A 16,321-nucleotide genomic window follows, 5' to 3' on the forward strand; every position below is an offset into this window, starting at 1 on the left:
CTATATGAACTTTAACAACTTTACCATAAAATCGCAGGAGGCAGTGCAACAGGCACAACAGATTGCCCAAGGCCTAGGACATCAGCAAATAGAAAACGAACATATTTTTAAGGCTATTTCTGAAGTCGAAGAAAATGTATTGCCATTTATACTTAAAAAATTAAATGTAAACACAGCCCTACTACAACAAATTTTATCCAAAGAGTTAGAAAGCTTCCCAAAAGTCTCTGGTGGAGAAATCATATTTTCTAGAGAAGCAGGAAAAACACTCAATGAAGCTAGTATTATAGCCAAAAAGATGGAGGACGAATACGTTTCGATTGAGCATCTTTTATTGGCAATTTTTAAGTCTAAAAGCAAGATTTCCCATATCCTCAAAGATCAAGGAGCCACGGAAAAGGACTTTAAGGCCGCAATTACTGAATTGCGAAAAGGGGGAAAAGTAACCTCTCAAAGTGCTGAAGACACCTATAATTCCTTAAACAAATACGCCAGGAATTTAAATGAACTAGCCGATTCGGGAAAGCTGGATCCTGTCATTGGAAGGGACGAAGAAATCAGAAGAGTATTACAGATTTTATCACGTAGGACCAAAAACAACCCGATGTTGGTTGGGGAACCAGGGGTCGGGAAAACCGCCATTGCAGAAGGATTGGCCCATAGAATTGTTCAGGGCGATATTCCCGAAAACCTTAAAGAAAAGATCATCTACTCTTTAGACATGGGAGCTTTAATTGCCGGAGCCAAATATAAGGGAGAGTTTGAAGAGCGTTTAAAGGCAGTTATCAAGGAAGTGACCACTTCGGATGGAAACATAGTCTTATTTATAGATGAAATTCACACCCTTGTCGGTGCCGGAGGCGGACAAGGCGCCATGGATGCCGCCAACATCCTTAAACCAGCTTTGGCCCGTGGAGAGCTGCGCGCCATTGGAGCTACTACCCTAGACGAATACCAAAAGTATTTTGAGAAGGACAAAGCCCTAGAACGCAGGTTCCAAAAGGTTGTCGTTGACGAACCAGATACCGAAAGCGCCATTACTATTCTAAGGGGTATAAAAGAGAAATATGAAGCGCATCATAAGGTAAGAATTAAAGATGACGCGGTAATTGCAGCCGTCGAACTCTCGCAACGGTACATTACCAATAGGTTTTTACCAGATAAGGCCATTGACCTTATGGACGAGGCCGCGGCAAAACTACGTATGGAAATAAACTCCAAGCCCGAAGAATTGGATGTTTTGGACAGAAAGGTAATGCAGCTCGAAATTGAGATTGCAGCAATTAAACGAGAAAATGACACCTCAAAATTAAAGGTATTAAACGAAGATCTTGCCAATGTCAAAGAACAGCGTAATGAGATTTTTGCCAAATGGGAAAGCGAAAAAACAGTTGTCGATGATATCCAAAAAACTAAAAATGACATTGAAAACTTCAAGTTAGAGGCCGAACGTGCCGAACGTAATGGCGATTACGGCAAGGTTGCCGAAATCCGGTATGGAAAAATAAAAGAGGCACAGGAAAAATTAGAAAAACTACAGTCCGACTTAGACGTTCAACAACAAGGAGAAACCCTTATTAAAGAAGAAGTTACCCACGAAGATATTGCCGAAGTAGTGGCTAAGTGGACAGGCATACCGGTTACTAAAATGTTGCAAAGCGAACGTGAAAAACTTTTACATCTAGAAGATGTACTCCACAAGAGAGTAGTAGGACAAGAAGAGGCGATACAAGCCGTTTCTAACGCCATAAGGCGAAGCAGAGCAGGTTTACAAGACAGTAACCGCCCCATTGGTTCTTTCTTGTTTTTAGGTACTACAGGTGTAGGAAAAACGGAATTGGCTAAAACCTTGGCCGCCTACCTCTTTGACGATGAAAATGCGATGACCCGAATTGATATGAGCGAATACCAAGAACGTCATTCTGTAAGTAGACTGGTAGGAGCACCTCCAGGATACGTAGGCTATGACGAAGGGGGACAATTAACGGAAGCTGTTCGAAGAAGACCTTATTCCGTAGTACTTTTAGACGAAATAGAAAAGGCTCATCCAGACACTTTTAACGTGCTACTACAAGTATTGGACGAAGGCCGACTGACCGATAACAAAGGCAGGGTAGCCGATTTTAAAAATACCATTATTGTAATGACCAGTAATATGGGAAGCCATATTATTCAAGAAAAATTCGAAGCCACCGAGGACACTTTTAGTGCCGCAGAAACAGCAAAGGTAGAAGTAATGGGCTTGCTAAGGAAAACTATACGACCCGAATTCTTAAACAGAATAGACGATATTATAATGTTTACCCCTCTAAGCAAAGAACATATCAGGGAGATAGTACTGCTACAATTAGAGCATCTTAAAAAATTGGTAGCCAAACAACAAATCAATATTAATGTTACCGATGAGGCTATAGATTATTTGGCAGATAAAGGATATGAACCGCAATATGGCGCACGCCCAATTAAAAGAGTCATCCAAAAAGAAGTCTTGAACAATATTTCTAAAGAACTTCTCGGTGGAAAAATCCATGCCGGTAGTGGCATCTTAATTGATTCCTTTAATGACCAATTGGTATTTAGAAACGACACAACAGTAACAAAGCAATAACAGCATCCCCAAAAAGGACGTTCTTTTTATCGAGAACGTCCTTTTTTTTGCTATTTTTAAATACCATACAGTATAAAAATCTATATTAGCATAAAACTGTAAGTATATGTCTACTAAAGCAGAAAGAACAACCGCCTATATTATAGAAACCGTAGCACCTATTTTTAATAGACTTGGTTATATTGGCACCAGCATGAGTGACCTTACTGAAGCCACAGGCCTTACAAAAGGAGCCATTTACGGGAATTTTGAAAACAAAGATTCTTTGGCCCTTGCCGCCTTTGAATACAATAGCAAAAAGCTACTTCGAGAGATTGATGAGAAATTAAATACTAGTGGCACTTCAATCCAAAAATTATTTGTGCTCACCAATTTTTATCGTCACTACGATGTTTTTATTGAAGACCTGGGAGGATGCCCCATTCTGAATGTTGGCATAGATGCCAACCATAATAATTCCCAATTATTAGCAGCAACCAAGGAGACCATTAAAACAATAGAGGGTAAAATTGCCTTGGTCCTAGAAAACGGGGTCAACAGCAGTGAATTGAAATTACCGGTTACCCCGCTTCAATTTTCCAAGCAATTATACACCATGATACAGGGAGCTGTTGCCATGGCTACAATCACAGGAGATAGAAAATATTTATTAAATACGCTAGCTTATTTAGATCAGTTGATCATAAAAGAGATTAAAATGTAGTAGTTTTATTTAGGCTCCTTCATTCTAAAAACCGAAGGTTTTTTGTGTGCCTGGCATAAAAATGTTCTCTCTGACTTGTTCTACCTTAGCTGAAACTAGAGAATTGTCCAAATAAACATGGTGATCATAATTGATGGCCCTTTAAAAGGATTTTCGGGCTATTATTTTGGTTTTGACTTTTAGCCATAAACGAACTAATACTCAAAACCAAACTATTAAACCCTCTTATGAAGTAATCCCTTTATAATAAATACTTAGAAATAACTGCTTATCATGTGTCTTTTTCATTGCTTACACGTATTGCATTTTTCATATTTCTTAAGCGAGGCCCTTTGTCCTTCTAATTAATTATCCGAAATACCCCTTCTACAACTACCTGACTCTTTGTTAGTCATTAATAATCAAGTTTTTACATTTTTGGAATTTATTTTCAACTATAAAAGCACCATTTCCTACTGTCCAAACCCAAAAGCTGTAACAATCTCAAAACTAGGATCCTTACCCTTCAAGCGACTATCGACACCAAATTCTACCAAAGCACCCACAAAAAATCGTTTACGAAACACCCCACCTACACCTCCAGAAACCCCATAAAAACTATTATATCCGCCTTGTAGCCAAAATTTTTCGGACCTCAATAAAATTTTAAGTCCTATTTGAGAATCATCATTTGGTGTGGTTTTCAGGTATACCATGGGCTCAAGAAAGGTTTCATTTCTCATAAAAACAGAAAGTGGTATTTGATAACTGGCTACTCCTAAATATATTCTTTCTTCTTTTCTAGTATGTACCTCCCGATCTGAAAAATTATAATCAATTATATTTTCAGATGTAAGACCTATACTCAAACCAGCCATGGTAAACATTACTCCTGGGGAAAACTGCACTATAAAATCATCCGATGTTCTTAACTGAGGTAAAGAGATATCTGGATTGGGAGGAAACAAATGGTCGGCAAATGCACTTTTATATCCCATTACATTCATTCCGATCGCCAATTCTATCTTGGCGGCCAATTTAAAAGAGAAGGCATAATTAAACATCCCCCCCGTATTTAAAAACACCCCAGTATTGTGCTGAAGCAAACCTACACCAATTGCCGAATTAGTGGTTAACTGTCTAGTATAATTCAAATAAAAAGTAGTTGGATTACCATCAATATACTGCCATTGGTAACGGGACCAATACGCAATAGTATTACGATTTTGGCTGTTCAATGACTGCGACGGATGGAGGAGACTGGAATTAAATAAAGATAAATTATGATGCCGTAAGTCTTGGGGCAATTCCACTACTTGTGCATACGACACTACTGTCATCAACAAAAAAGAATATAAAATACACTTTTTCAACATATACAAAAGAACAAAAAGGATGTGTAAGGAATACTATTTTAGTGTATTTTTAGTTAAAATTATATAATCTTAGGACAGAACGAACATCCTTTACAATGAAGACCATAAAACTCTTATTTATTCTATCTATCTTCTTCAGTGCAATTAGCTGTAAAGAAGAACAGAAATCAGTAGAAATTCCTATGCAACCGGGCATTTCTACCTTTTATTTTATAAGGCATGCCGAAAAAGACCGTAGCGATCCAGAAAACAAGAATCCAGAATTAAATCAAGAAGGACTGGGCAGGGCAATTAAATGGGCCGAGGTTTTGGATCCCGTAGCCATAGACGCTATTTATAGCACCGATTTCAAAAGGACTACTATGACCGCGGCACCCACAGAAATAAAAAAGAACCTCACACTTCAACTGTATAATTTATCTACCCTAGATATAGAAGCCTTTAAAAACGATAATTTGGGAAAAAATGTGTTGGTAGTAGGCCATAGCAACACGATACCCGAATTTGTAAACCAAATATTAGGGGCACAAAAATATTCGGCCATGGACGACTATGACAATGGGAGTCTTTTTATTGTGCGGATAATGGACGGTATACCGACAGATATCCGATTAAAAATTGATTAGAGAGATGTATTCACTGAAATATTTTCCAATTCTATTGTAGAAAGCAACTGTAATTTACTGTCTTGATATAAACGATCTACCTCATAAAAGGAAACTTCTTGGCCTTCTGTTTTTAGGTTTTTATAGTCTACAAATCGAATCCCGTTCACATACCGTTCATTATATGCTACCCTAAATCTGATTCCGCCACCATTTACATGAAATTTATAGGCCAGATAATCGGGCTTAAAAGATTGTTTGTTAAACCAATACAGGTAAACATCATCAAAATCGTCTCCTCCGCCCTCTTGGTCAAAGGTTACTTTTATTTTATAATATTCCTGATCACCAATTGTAACCTCGCCCAACAACTCTTTGTTAACGGCATTGTCATTAAGGCCATAGGGTAAAAAGGCAAAATAATGTACAGAATTCACGGAATTCGAATATAAGGTAGCCAGGGAATCCGTCAATGGCACTTTCCTGCCTTGAATGAATCGCCTAAACCCCTTAGGGTCTCTTATATCGATGATGGTATCGGAATCTTGCTTGCGTATTCTTTTAAGAATCCGTTTTCCTTTCTGCCATTCCGACTTGTACAAAAGGTCTCTAAACTCAAAGGAAACATCCGTAGTTTTATACAAGGGCCCGCCACTAGCTAAAATAGCATTATCTACAATCTCCTGGGCTGTTAAACCCCTTTTGGTTTTATCTTTACATCCTACCAAAAAAAGACCAACAAACAAGAACAATAAACCCCTCATGAATTTTATTTTTAATATCATCGCAAAAACCTCAAATTTAATTAAAACATTCGTTAGATTCTGATTTATCTAAATGGTAAATCACAGAATTGTTCCTATTTTTGTCAAACCTATGCAGAAAAAAGTAAACATAAAAAATAAAAGAGCTAGATTCGATTATGAAATTCTAGACACCTATACCGCCGGAATCGTTTTATCGGGTACCGAAATAAAATCTATCCGTGAAAGCCAGGCTTCTATTTCGGAAAGTTTTTGTGAATTCAACGATCACGGTGAGCTATTTGTTATTAACATGCAGGTCGATGAATATTCACACGGTACGCATTACAATCACAAACCTAAAGCCGAACGAAAACTTTTGCTTCAGCGCGGTGAATTAAAAAAGCTAGAAAAAGAAGTAAAGAATTCGGGCCTTACTATAGTTCCCTTAAATCTATTTGTTAACGACCGTGGACTTGCCAAGATAAATATAGCCTTGGCAAAAGGAAAGAAACTTTACGACAAACGAGAGACCATTAAGGACAGGGACAACAAAAAGAACCTGGATCGGATTAAAAAAAGTTTTAACAACTAATATAGGCTACAACTTATTTGTAGCCTTAGTTCTTATCTTCCAATAAAGGAACAAACCTAAAGGATCCCAATTCTTTCTTTTCAAATTCTTTAGCCGATTTACGTATAAAAACGGTCATAATTTGTTCATCTACACCTACTGGAATTACGAGTCTACCTCCTATTTTCAGTTGTGCCAACAAAGGATTGGGAACAAATGGGGCTCCAGCTGTTACAATAATACCGTCAAAAGGTGCTTCTTCGGACAATCCTTTATAGCCATCACCAAAAATGACGCTTTTTGGCCTATATCCCATCTTATTAAAAAAGATGTTGGTCTTCTTAAACAATTCTAACTGACGTTCTATGGTATACACTTTTGCTCCTAGCTTTAAAAGCACTGCAGTTTGGTAACCACTTCCTGTGCCTATTTCCAAAATTTTATCATTTGGCTGCACCTCCAAAAGTTCTGATTGAAAAGCAACGGTATAGGGCTGTGAAATTGTTTGATCGGCCCCTATCGGAAAAGCTTTATCCTGATAGGCGTGATCCTCAAAACTACTATCGAGGAACAAATGCCTCGGGATAGTACGAATCGCATTTAATACACTTTCATTGGCAATTCCTTTTTCGATAAGGACATCTACCAATTTATTGCGCATTCCTCTATGTTTTAGGGTATCTTTCACAAGGTTTATTTTGGCTACTAAGGTAAAGTTGAATTAAAATAAAACAAAATATAAAGACCGCAATCTAATCCTTTCAGAGATACATCCGTACTATATTTTAGAAATATTCGCCTAAGGGCCATTTACATCTGTGAGGGCCGGGTCAACCGTTATTCTTCCTAAAAACAAAGGACGATCTACATCCATAACAATCACACTGTCGTCCAATACCTTAGCAACACCATTACCCAAACCAAAGCACAACGTCTCCTTATTGTTATTAAGAACAACCTTACACCCCTTCAATAATTCATTTTAAAAGGCCGAACTTTTTCCATTTAAGACCAAAGAATAACAAACTATCCCTATTTTTGAAGAAAACTAAAACTATGCTAAAAGTGGGCGTCCTAGGAGCAGGACATTTAGGGAAAATACACCTCCGATTACTCAATCAATCTACAAAATATACCTTAGTCGGTTTTTACGATCCAGATGCCATTAATGGAAATAAGGTAGCAGCAGAATTCGGGTATGAATATTATGACAATATAAATACATTGTTAGATGCTGTAGATGTCATCGATATTGTAACCCCAACCTTGTCGCATTTTGATTGTGCCAAAAAGGCAATAACCAAAGGGAAACACGTTTTTATAGAAAAACCCATCACTAACACTTTAGAAGAAGCAGAAGAACTCCTTGTTTTAGAAAAAGAATACGGGGTTAAAGGACAGGTAGGTCATGTAGAACGGTTTAATCCGGCTTTTATGGCGGTAAAAGATAATATCGACAGCCCTATGTTCATTGAAACACACCGATTGGCCGAATTTAATCCGAGAGGAACCGACGTACCAGTGGTTTTAGACTTAATGATCCATGATATAGACGCCATTTTAAGTGTGGTAAATTCCGAGGTAAAACAAATAAACGCCAGTGGAGTATCGGTGATCAGTAATTCTCCAGATATCGCCAATGCCAGGATTGAATTCAAAAACGGATGTGTCGCCAACTTAACGGCCAGCCGAATTTCCTTAAAAAACATGCGTAAATCGCGCTTCTTTCAACGAGACGCGTATATTTCGGTAGACTTCCTAGAGAAAAAAGTAGAAGTTGTAAAGATGAAGGAAGCTCCTGAAGTAGCAGGAGATTTTGATATGATATTACAAAATGCCGAAGGGGTAAAAAAACAAATCTATTTTGAGAATCCCGAGATCCCAGGCAACAATGCTATATTAGACGAATTGGAAACTTTTGCCGATGCCATAAACAATGATACTACTCCGGTAGTAACCCTTGCACAAGGAACCCAGGCATTGCGAGTAGCCTTACAAATTATTGCATCTTTTTAAAAAAACAGGAGTATGAAGAATATTGCAGTTATCGGTGCCGGAACGATGGGAAATGGAATTGCCCATGTATTTGCCCAAAATGGATACGCTACCAATCTTATCGATATTTCCCCAACATCCTTAGAAAAAGGCGTGGCCACTATTGCCAAAAATTTGGATAGAATGCTAGCGAAAGCCGTCATTACTGAGGAAGAAAAGGCAAAAACCTTAGGAAAAATAAGTACCTACACCGACTTAGACCAAGGGGTGAAAAATGTTGATTTGGTAGTAGAAGCGGCCACCGAAAACTTGGCCTTAAAATTAAAGATATTCAAGGAGCTCGATCTTCTTTGTGAGCCTAAAACCATTTTAGCCACCAATACCTCTTCCATTTCCATTACGCAAATAGCTGCTGCTACCCAGCGTCCCGATAAAGTTATCGGGATGCATTTTATGAATCCTGTACCCATCATGAAACTGGTAGAAATCATTCGCGGATATAGTACTTCCGATGAAGTCTCCGAATTGATTATGGCATTATCGCGTAAACTCGACAAAACCCCTACAGCCGTAAATGACTACCCTGGTTTTGTTGCCAATAGAATATTAATGCCAATGATAAACGAGGCTGTTGAAACGCTTTACAACGGTGTGGCCGGAGTTGACGAAATAGATACGGTAATGAGATTGGGCATGGCCCATCCTATGGGCCCCCTACAATTGGCCGATTTTATAGGACTCGACGTTTGTTTATCCATATTAAACGTAATGTACGATGGATTTAAAAATCCAAAATACGCCCCTTGTCCCTTACTGGTAAATATGGTTATGGCAGGCAAGTTGGGGGTAAAGTCCGGGGAAGGTTTTTACGATTATGCTGCCTCTCGCAAGGCAGAAACCGTCTCCAAACAATTTCAATAATCAAAGCGCTATGTAGTGTAAGGCGCTAGCCCTACAACAAATAAAATTTTATAACACAAAACATGTCTGTTAAAGATAATCTTATAACCATCAAGGAGTCCCTTCCGGCCCATGTCACCTTAGTGGCCGTTTCCAAAACCAAGCCAATTAGTGATATTGAGGAGGCCTATGCTGCTGGGCAACGGATATTTGGCGAAAACAAGATACAGGAAATGACCCAAAAATGGGAAGCCTTGCCAAAAGATATCGCTTGGCATATGATTGGCCACGTGCAACGCAATAAGGTGAAATACATGGCAGAATACGTGTCATTGATTCACGGGGTAGACAGCTTAAAGCTACTTCAGGAAATTAACAAACAAGCCAAAAAACACCAACGTGTAATTCCATGTTTGCTTCAGTTCCATATTGCCGAGGAAGCTACCAAGTTTGGGTTTGACGAAGCAGAATTCAACGCGCTTATTGCCTCCGGAAACATATCGGCTCTGCAACATATTAAAATAGTCGGCTGTATGGGAATGGCTACCTTTACAGATGACCAGCATCAAATAAGAAGGGAGTTTAAAACCCTTAAAACCCTATTCGATCGCGCTAAAACAAAATTTCCAGAAATATCTACCTTATCTATGGGAATGAGTGGCGACTATCAAATTGCTATTGAAGAAGGCAGTACGATGGTACGGTTAGGGAGCAGTATTTTTGGCTCCCGAAAATAGCCCTTCTACAACCCTAAGACTTGCAAAGGGAATACCTATATTTGTTTTAAATTTGAATCATAGCAGCATACATGTACGTTATACTTGACATAGAAACCACCGGCGGAAAATATAATGAAGAGGGGGTTACGGAAATTGCAATCCATAGATTTGACGGACATCAAGTTGTTGATCAATTTATAAGCCTTGTTAATCCCGAAAAAGAAATTCAGCCTTTTGTTGTAAAACTTACCGGAATCAACAACAATATGTTACGAACGGCCCCTAAATTTCACGAGGTTGCCAAACGCATCGTAGAGATTACCCAAGACGCAGTGATCGTAGCACATAATGCCCAGTTCGACTACCGTATTCTAAGAACGGAATTTAGAAGACTGGGGTATAATTTTGAACGAAAAACGCTTTGTACTGTAGAGCTATCCAAACAACTACTTCCGGATGCCGACTCTTATAGTCTGGGTAAATTAGTGCGTTCGCTCGGAATCCCGGTCAGTGATCGCCACAGGGCCAACGGAGACGCTTTAGCGACCTTACAACTCTTTAAGCTACTACTATCTAAAGACTTGGACAAAACCATTATCAAGAGCGTCCTAAGAAGTGAAAACCAAGGAGAACTATCGCCTAGGCAATTGGATATTATAGATGGGCTACCTTCAGAAACCGGAATGTACTATTTGCACAACAAAGATGGAGACCTAATATTATTGGGAAAAAGCAGTAATATAAAAAAAAGGGTCAACCAATATTTTACCAGTAATGGCAGCCGTGCTAAAAAAATTCAAAAAGAAACCAAGAGTGCTACTTTCGAAAAAACAGGCAACGAATTGATAGCTCTTTTAAAAGAAAACGCCGAATTAACAAGAAACAAACCCAAATACAATACATTTTCTAAAAAGAGGTTGTTTTCCCATGGTTTGTACAAGGCGGTCAACGAACATGGCTATATAACAATTCAAGTTGCCAAAATAGCACCAAGAACAAAGCCCATTACAACTTTCAACAGTGCCCTGGCAGCAGAGAATTTCCTGTATAAACTTAGAGACGAATTTAACCTTTGCAATAAGATCAATGGCTTGTCACAGGCAAAAAAACACTGTTCACATTACGAGGAGCAAGCTTGTTACGGTGGATGTATTAAAAAGGAATCACCCGAAAGTTACAACCAAAGGGTACAACAGGCCATCGATAAATACAGTTTGTCTGGAAAAAACATATTAATCACGGATAAAGGCAGAGAAATAGGGGAACGCAGCGGTATTTTAATTAAGAATGGTGTTTTTAAAGGCTTGGGGTATTTTAATTTAAACCATCAAATTAATAATAACCATATCTTAGAGTCTATTATAACCCCTATGAAGGCAAATCCGAATAGTTCTTACCTCATAGAATCGTACCTTCGAAAAAAAAGAGTTTTAAAAATTATAGATTTAAATTTTTAAATTTTGAAAACACAGCAACCAAATAAGAAATGGATAGCCAAGCTTCACGAAATTATTTATGGGACCCATACTCCCGCCGGGAGGCTTTTTGATATCTTATTATTGGTTATAATTGTCTATAGCGTTATTATTGTAATGCTAGAGAGTGTTCCTTGGATTGATCAACATTACCATAAATTCCTAAATTACTCCGAGTGGGTTGTTACTATTTTATTTTCCATTGAGTATATCCTAAGGATCATTTCTATCCGACAGCCCAAGAAGTATATTTTCAGTTTTTTCGGTATTGTTGATTTTCTTTCAACCATTCCAAAATACCTATCATTATTCTTAATTGGGTCCCAATATCTAACGGCTTTTAGAATATTGCGATTGTTAAGGGTTTTCCGAATTCTTAAATTAGTTCGTTTTGTTGGCGAGTCTAATAATTTGATCCGGGCATTGAACGCTAGTAAGACAAAAATATTTGTATTCGTATTTTTTATCGTTGTGATATCTATTTTATTAGGTACCGTAATGTATATTGTAGAGGGGCCTCAACACGGATTCAATAGCATTCCACATAGCGTATATTGGACTGTTGTAACCTTAACCACCGTAGGGTACGGAGATATTTCCCCAGAAACTCCTTTGGGACAATTCATTGCCACCATTGTTATGATCATCGGTTATGGCATAATTGCCGTTCCTACAGGAATTGTATCATCCGAATACGCCTCTAGAATGAATACGGCTAAAAAAATGGATGCCGGCAGAGCATGTACCGAGTGCGGCTCGGAAATATTACGTGCCGATGCCCATTACTGTAGGCAATGCGGGAATAAATTGAGAGAAGAAGAATGAAAGAGAAAGTATTAATTTCAGTAGTTGGCCCTACTGCGATCGGTAAAACAAAATTAGCCATTGCCTTGGCACAACATTATAAGACCGTTATAATATCTGCAGATTCTAGGCAGTTTTTTAAGGAAATGACCATAGGAACTGCTGTTCCGTCGAAGGAGGAGTTGCAGGCAGCCAAACATTATTTTATTCAGCACAAAAGTATTTTTGAGGAATACTCGGTTGGAGATTTTGAAAGGGATACTCTTGAATTGTTGGCTGAATTATACAAAACCAATGATATTATTATCATGGTGGGTGGCAGCGGACTATATATTGATGCGGTGGTCAAAGGACTAGACTCTTTCCCAGACGTTTCTCCATCAATACGCGCCGAACTAAATAAAACTTTAGAGACAGAAGGGATTGCTAAACTTCAAAAGCTATTAGAAGAATTAGATGTTGACTATTATCAGAAGGTTGACATTAACAATCCACATAGGCTTATTAGAGCTTTGGAGATCTGCCTAGGAACAGGACAGCCCTACTCTTCATTTTTAAACAAAGAGAAAGAACCCCGTCCCTTTAAAACCATTACAGTGGGCATTAAAGCCGAAAGGGAGATCATTTACGACCGTATCAATCAGCGCGTAGATCTTATGATGAAGGAAGGCTTGTTAGACGAGGTAAAGCCTTTATTAGAGCATCAGGCCCTAAACGCGTTACAGACCGTTGGTTACCGAGAACTTTTCCGTTATTTGAATGGTGAAATTCCGCTAGAATTTGCAATTTCTGAAATCAAGAAAAACACTAGAAGGTTCGCAAAAAGACAAATGACCTGGTTTAACAAAAAGACCGATACCATTTGGACTACCCCTTCCGAAGAAACGGAAGATCTTATTGTAAAAATAGATCAAGAGTTGATATAACAGAAGGTGTTCTTATTCTTTTAGCAACAACACCCATAAAATAATTCCTTTATAAGCAAGGATAAACCGTTGTAGGTCTTTCCCAAATACACATAAAAACAGCCCATGGGTAATGGTTTTATATTTTTACGGAAACGTATGATTCTAAAAGCCCCTTGACTACCCTACGGCAGCTCTCTGTAAAATCTGTGCCAATTAAACTTTATAGTTACATCCATTACTATCATTGCCACATTTGCCCTTTGTATGCGTTAGGGATAGCGGCGGCATCCCCGCAGCGGAGCAAGGGATATAGCCAAGAGCCCGACCGACGCAGGAGGGAACGCCCAAATTAAAATGACCAAGGCTTTTAGAATTTGAAATGTTCTGTTCTTATCGCGAAATTTTATGTCTTTTAATTGGAAATTGACCAGCTCTTGTTCCTTGTAAAAACAAAAAAAGCACCTGAAAAATCCAGGTGCTCTATTATATATTTGGCAAATTCTAACGATTTGTCTTCGTTATAGTTCCACAACTATTCTAGTCAAATGACATTATAATATGATTGACTATCTGTGTTCCTTTTACGATATTTCTACATAAATAAGAAAAGGGCGAGCGATATTATTCCGATTTCACAACTAACCTAAACCCTTCGCCGTGTATATTTAAAATCTCCACGGTATCATCCTTTTTAAGGTACTTACGCAATTTAGCAATATACACATCCATACTACGAGAGGTGAAATAATTATCGTCTCTCCATATTTTTGTCAAGGCAAGCTCCCTTGGCATTAAATCGTTCTCGTGCAGGGCTAACAAGCGCAACAACTCATTTTCTTTTGGCGATAATTTGATAGCTTCTTCATCTTTATATTTCAAGAATCGGAGTTTTGAATTCAAATGGAATCCACCTATATTAAATTCGAACTGTTTGCTATCGGACAAAGAACTTGTGGATTTCCTTTGTAGCAAGGCCCTTAATTTCATCAATAACACTTCAGAATCAAAAGGCTTGTTCAAATAATCATCGGCCCCGGCCTTATACCCCTTTAACACATCTTCTTTCATGGTTTTAGCGGTAAGAAAAACTATCGGCACATTTTCGTTCTTTTCTCTAATTTCTTTAGCCAAGGTAAAACCATCTTTATATGGCATCATTACATCTAGAATACAAACATCGAAATTATCTTTTTTAAATTTCTCGAAACCTTCCATTCCATTTTTTGCCAACGTCACATCAAAATCGTTCATTGCCAAATAATCTTTTAGAACAATCCCAAAATTAGGGTCGTCCTCTACTAAAAGTATTTTCTTTTCAACTGTTTCCATCATAGTTTAAATTAAAGGTAGTTTTATATAAAAAGTGCTTCCTTTTCCTTTTTCACTTTCTGCAAAAACTTCTCCTTGGTGATCATCAATTATTTTTTTCACGTAAGCGAGCCCCAATCCGTGCCCCTTTACATTGTGTATATCTCCTGTGTGTTCTCTATAGAACTGTTCAAAAACCTTTTTAAGTACAGATTTACTCATTCCTGCCCCTTGATCTTGAACCTTGATAACAATAAAATTATTCGCCAATTCCGTAAATACATCAATTTTTGGCGTATCCGGAGAATACTTTACAGCATTATCCAATATGTTTACCATTACATTGGTAAAATGCATTTCATTGGCCAATACTTCCGAACGCTCTGCATTTAAATGGGTATTGATATACCCACCTCTATCGGCAACGATTAGTTCTACATGTGTAATCGCATCTTCTATTATGTCGTGAACATCTTCCCTATCCTTACTAATATCGAGTTGATTCTTTTCTAATTTTGAAATCCTCAATACATTTTCTACTTGGGCATGCATTCTTTTGTTCTCATCCCTTATCATTTGTAGGTACCGGAGCACCTTATCTTTATCACTTATTATTTTTGGATTCTTAATAGCCTCCACCGCTAAATTTATCGTGGCAATAGGTGTTTTAAATTCATGCGTCATATTATTAATAAAGTCAGACTTTATTTTTGAAATCTGTTTTTGCTTTATCAATTGATAAATTGCACCTGCATACGCCACCACAATAATTAATGTAAACGTTAGGGACAAAATTGCCATCCCTAGAATTGATTGTATTAAAAACCTTTTCTTTTTAGGAAAGGTCAACAAAAGGGAAAAATTTGTATTTCCTTCACTATCTGAAAACAACGGGGATTTATACAGGCTTGTATTCGAAAATTTAAATTTCTTAGATTTCACTTTCGTGGGCAAACCTTTACTATATACCCCATATTCATAATCAATATCTATACCACTATTTTTAAGCTCTCGACTCAAGAACAGTTCGATCTCCTGTCTGGTCACTCGTTTATGAATAGACCTGGACTTTGCCAGCTCCCTAAAAGCCAGATCCATACCAATCCGATCTACTGAAGCAAGCTCACCGATTTTCTTTATTTTCTGAACCGGAGTCAAGGCATATGATTTGCCGTCCAAACCAAATTCTTCTTTAAATATTTCGGTAGTTTTAGTACTCGTAATATTTTTAAAAGTGGTGGTTTCTGAACCAATATCAAAGAGCGTAGAGGCCAAATCGTAATCTTCTTCTAAAATACCGTGCGTATAAAACCTAATTTCATTGGAATTAATATCACGATCGAAAAAAAAGAAGTTCTTAAGATGGGCTGCTTTAGGCTCTCCTATGGAATCCTTTAGTTTGTAAAATTCATCGAGATAATCTTGAACTTCTCTTTTTTCAATATTTTCGACAACCCTATTCAATATCTGGGTTACCGTATTGGAAAACTGTTCTTCTTTATCTTGTACAGACTTATTGATCCAATAACTTTGGACAAAAATAATTCCAATTAAGGAAAGGCTCATTAAGACCACCAAAAGACCAAATAACCTTTTATTCATTTGCAAGTAAAATTATAAATTT

At 37.8% G+C, this 16,321-nt stretch carries 16 protein-coding genes; 10 read left to right on the plus strand and 6 right to left on the minus strand.

Annotation, left to right across the window (positions count from 1 at the left end; translation table 11 throughout):
- Nucleotides 1-4 precede the first annotated feature (4 nt).
- Both clpB and HCG49_RS05060 read left to right on the plus strand, forming a co-directional pair.
- A complete protein-coding gene (clpB, locus tag HCG49_RS05055; protein ID WP_168468455.1) occupies nt 5-2,608 on the plus strand; it encodes an ATP-dependent chaperone ClpB in 2,604 nt (867 codons plus the stop codon).
- 106 nt (nt 2,609-2,714) lie between these two features.
- Nucleotides 2,715-3,311, plus strand: a complete 597-nt coding sequence (locus tag HCG49_RS05060; protein ID WP_168468456.1) for a TetR/AcrR family transcriptional regulator — start codon at nt 2,715-2,717, stop codon at nt 3,309-3,311.
- Nucleotides 3,312-3,763: 452 nt separating this feature from the next.
- Here HCG49_RS05060 and HCG49_RS05065 read toward each other — a convergent pair whose 3' ends face one another.
- A complete protein-coding gene (locus tag HCG49_RS05065) occupies nt 3,764-4,666 on the minus strand; it encodes a PorP/SprF family type IX secretion system membrane protein (RefSeq protein WP_262888033.1) in 903 nt (300 codons plus the stop codon).
- Nucleotides 4,667-4,761: 95 nt separating this feature from the next.
- On the opposite strand from HCG49_RS05065, the gene HCG49_RS05070 reads away from it, so the two are divergent.
- A complete protein-coding gene (locus HCG49_RS05070) occupies nt 4,762-5,292 on the plus strand; it encodes a SixA phosphatase family protein (protein WP_168468458.1) in 531 nt (176 codons plus the stop codon).
- On the opposite strand, the gene HCG49_RS05075 is transcribed toward HCG49_RS05070, so the two are convergent.
- The gene (locus HCG49_RS05075) at nt 5,289-6,035 is read right to left on the minus strand and encodes a DUF6503 family protein (RefSeq protein WP_168468459.1); all 747 of its coding nucleotides are present in this window, start codon (nt 6,033-6,035) and stop codon (nt 5,289-5,291) included. The two genes, HCG49_RS05070 and HCG49_RS05075, sit on opposite strands and share 4 nt — an antisense overlap.
- Nucleotides 6,036-6,147: 112 nt before the next feature.
- Between HCG49_RS05075 and smpB the strand changes: the two genes are divergently transcribed.
- Nucleotides 6,148-6,609, plus strand: a complete 462-nt coding sequence (gene smpB, locus HCG49_RS05080; protein ID WP_168468460.1) for an SsrA-binding protein SmpB — start codon at nt 6,148-6,150, stop codon at nt 6,607-6,609.
- Nucleotides 6,610-6,634: 25 nt separating this feature from the next.
- On the opposite strand, the gene HCG49_RS05085 is transcribed toward smpB, so the two are convergent.
- Nucleotides 6,635-7,276 carry a protein-L-isoaspartate(D-aspartate) O-methyltransferase gene (locus tag HCG49_RS05085; RefSeq protein WP_168468461.1) on the minus strand — a complete coding sequence of 214 codons (642 nt, stop codon included), beginning with the start codon at nt 7,274-7,276 and terminating at the stop codon, nt 6,635-6,637.
- Between the two features lie 111 nt (nt 7,277-7,387).
- The gene (locus HCG49_RS05090) at nt 7,388-7,561 is read right to left on the minus strand and encodes a hypothetical protein (protein ID WP_168468462.1); all 174 of its coding nucleotides are present in this window, start codon (nt 7,559-7,561) and stop codon (nt 7,388-7,390) included.
- Nucleotides 7,562-7,644: 83 nt separating this feature from the next.
- On the opposite strand from HCG49_RS05090, the gene HCG49_RS05095 reads away from it, so the two are divergent.
- The 6 genes from HCG49_RS05095 to miaA all read left to right on the plus strand — a co-directional run bounded on the left by HCG49_RS05095 (nt 7,645) and on the right by miaA (nt 13,407).
- Complete coding sequence (locus HCG49_RS05095) at nt 7,645-8,604, plus strand: Gfo/Idh/MocA family protein (protein ID WP_168468518.1); 960 nt, start codon at nt 7,645-7,647, stop codon at nt 8,602-8,604.
- A gap of 12 nt (nt 8,605-8,616) precedes the next feature.
- Nucleotides 8,617-9,504 (plus strand): 3-hydroxyacyl-CoA dehydrogenase family protein, encoded by an 888-nt coding sequence (locus HCG49_RS05100; protein WP_168468463.1) that lies wholly within the window; start codon nt 8,617-8,619, stop codon nt 9,502-9,504.
- Between the two features lie 62 nt (nt 9,505-9,566).
- On the plus strand, nt 9,567-10,220 hold the full coding sequence (locus HCG49_RS05105) for a YggS family pyridoxal phosphate-dependent enzyme (RefSeq protein ID WP_168468464.1): 654 nt from the start codon (nt 9,567-9,569) through the stop codon (nt 10,218-10,220).
- Between the two features lie 71 nt (nt 10,221-10,291).
- A complete protein-coding gene (locus HCG49_RS05110) occupies nt 10,292-11,659 on the plus strand; it encodes an exonuclease domain-containing protein (RefSeq protein ID WP_168468465.1) in 1,368 nt (455 codons plus the stop codon).
- A gap of 3 nt (nt 11,660-11,662) precedes the next feature.
- Complete coding sequence (locus HCG49_RS05115; RefSeq protein WP_168468466.1) at nt 11,663-12,502, plus strand: ion transporter; 840 nt, start codon at nt 11,663-11,665, stop codon at nt 12,500-12,502.
- Entirely contained in the window at nt 12,499-13,407 is a 909-nt protein-coding gene (gene miaA, locus HCG49_RS05120; RefSeq protein WP_168468467.1) for a tRNA (adenosine(37)-N6)-dimethylallyltransferase MiaA, read from the plus strand. The genes HCG49_RS05115 and miaA overlap by 4 nt, the downstream gene beginning before the upstream one ends.
- Nucleotides 13,408-14,010: 603 nt before the next feature.
- On the opposite strand, the gene HCG49_RS05125 is transcribed toward miaA, so the two are convergent.
- Both HCG49_RS05125 and HCG49_RS05130 read right to left on the minus strand, forming a co-directional pair.
- A complete protein-coding gene (locus HCG49_RS05125; RefSeq protein WP_168468519.1) occupies nt 14,011-14,718 on the minus strand; it encodes a response regulator transcription factor in 708 nt (235 codons plus the stop codon).
- A 6-nt stretch (nt 14,719-14,724) separates the two neighbouring features.
- Nucleotides 14,725-16,299, minus strand: coding sequence for a sensor histidine kinase (locus tag HCG49_RS05130; RefSeq protein ID WP_168468468.1), 1,575 nt, complete (start codon nt 16,297-16,299; stop codon nt 14,725-14,727).
- Between the last annotated feature and the right edge of the window lie 22 nt (nt 16,300-16,321).

The organism is Arenibacter sp. 6A1 (assembly GCF_012272855.1).
Classification (GTDB): Bacteria; Bacteroidota; Bacteroidia; order Flavobacteriales; family Flavobacteriaceae; genus Arenibacter.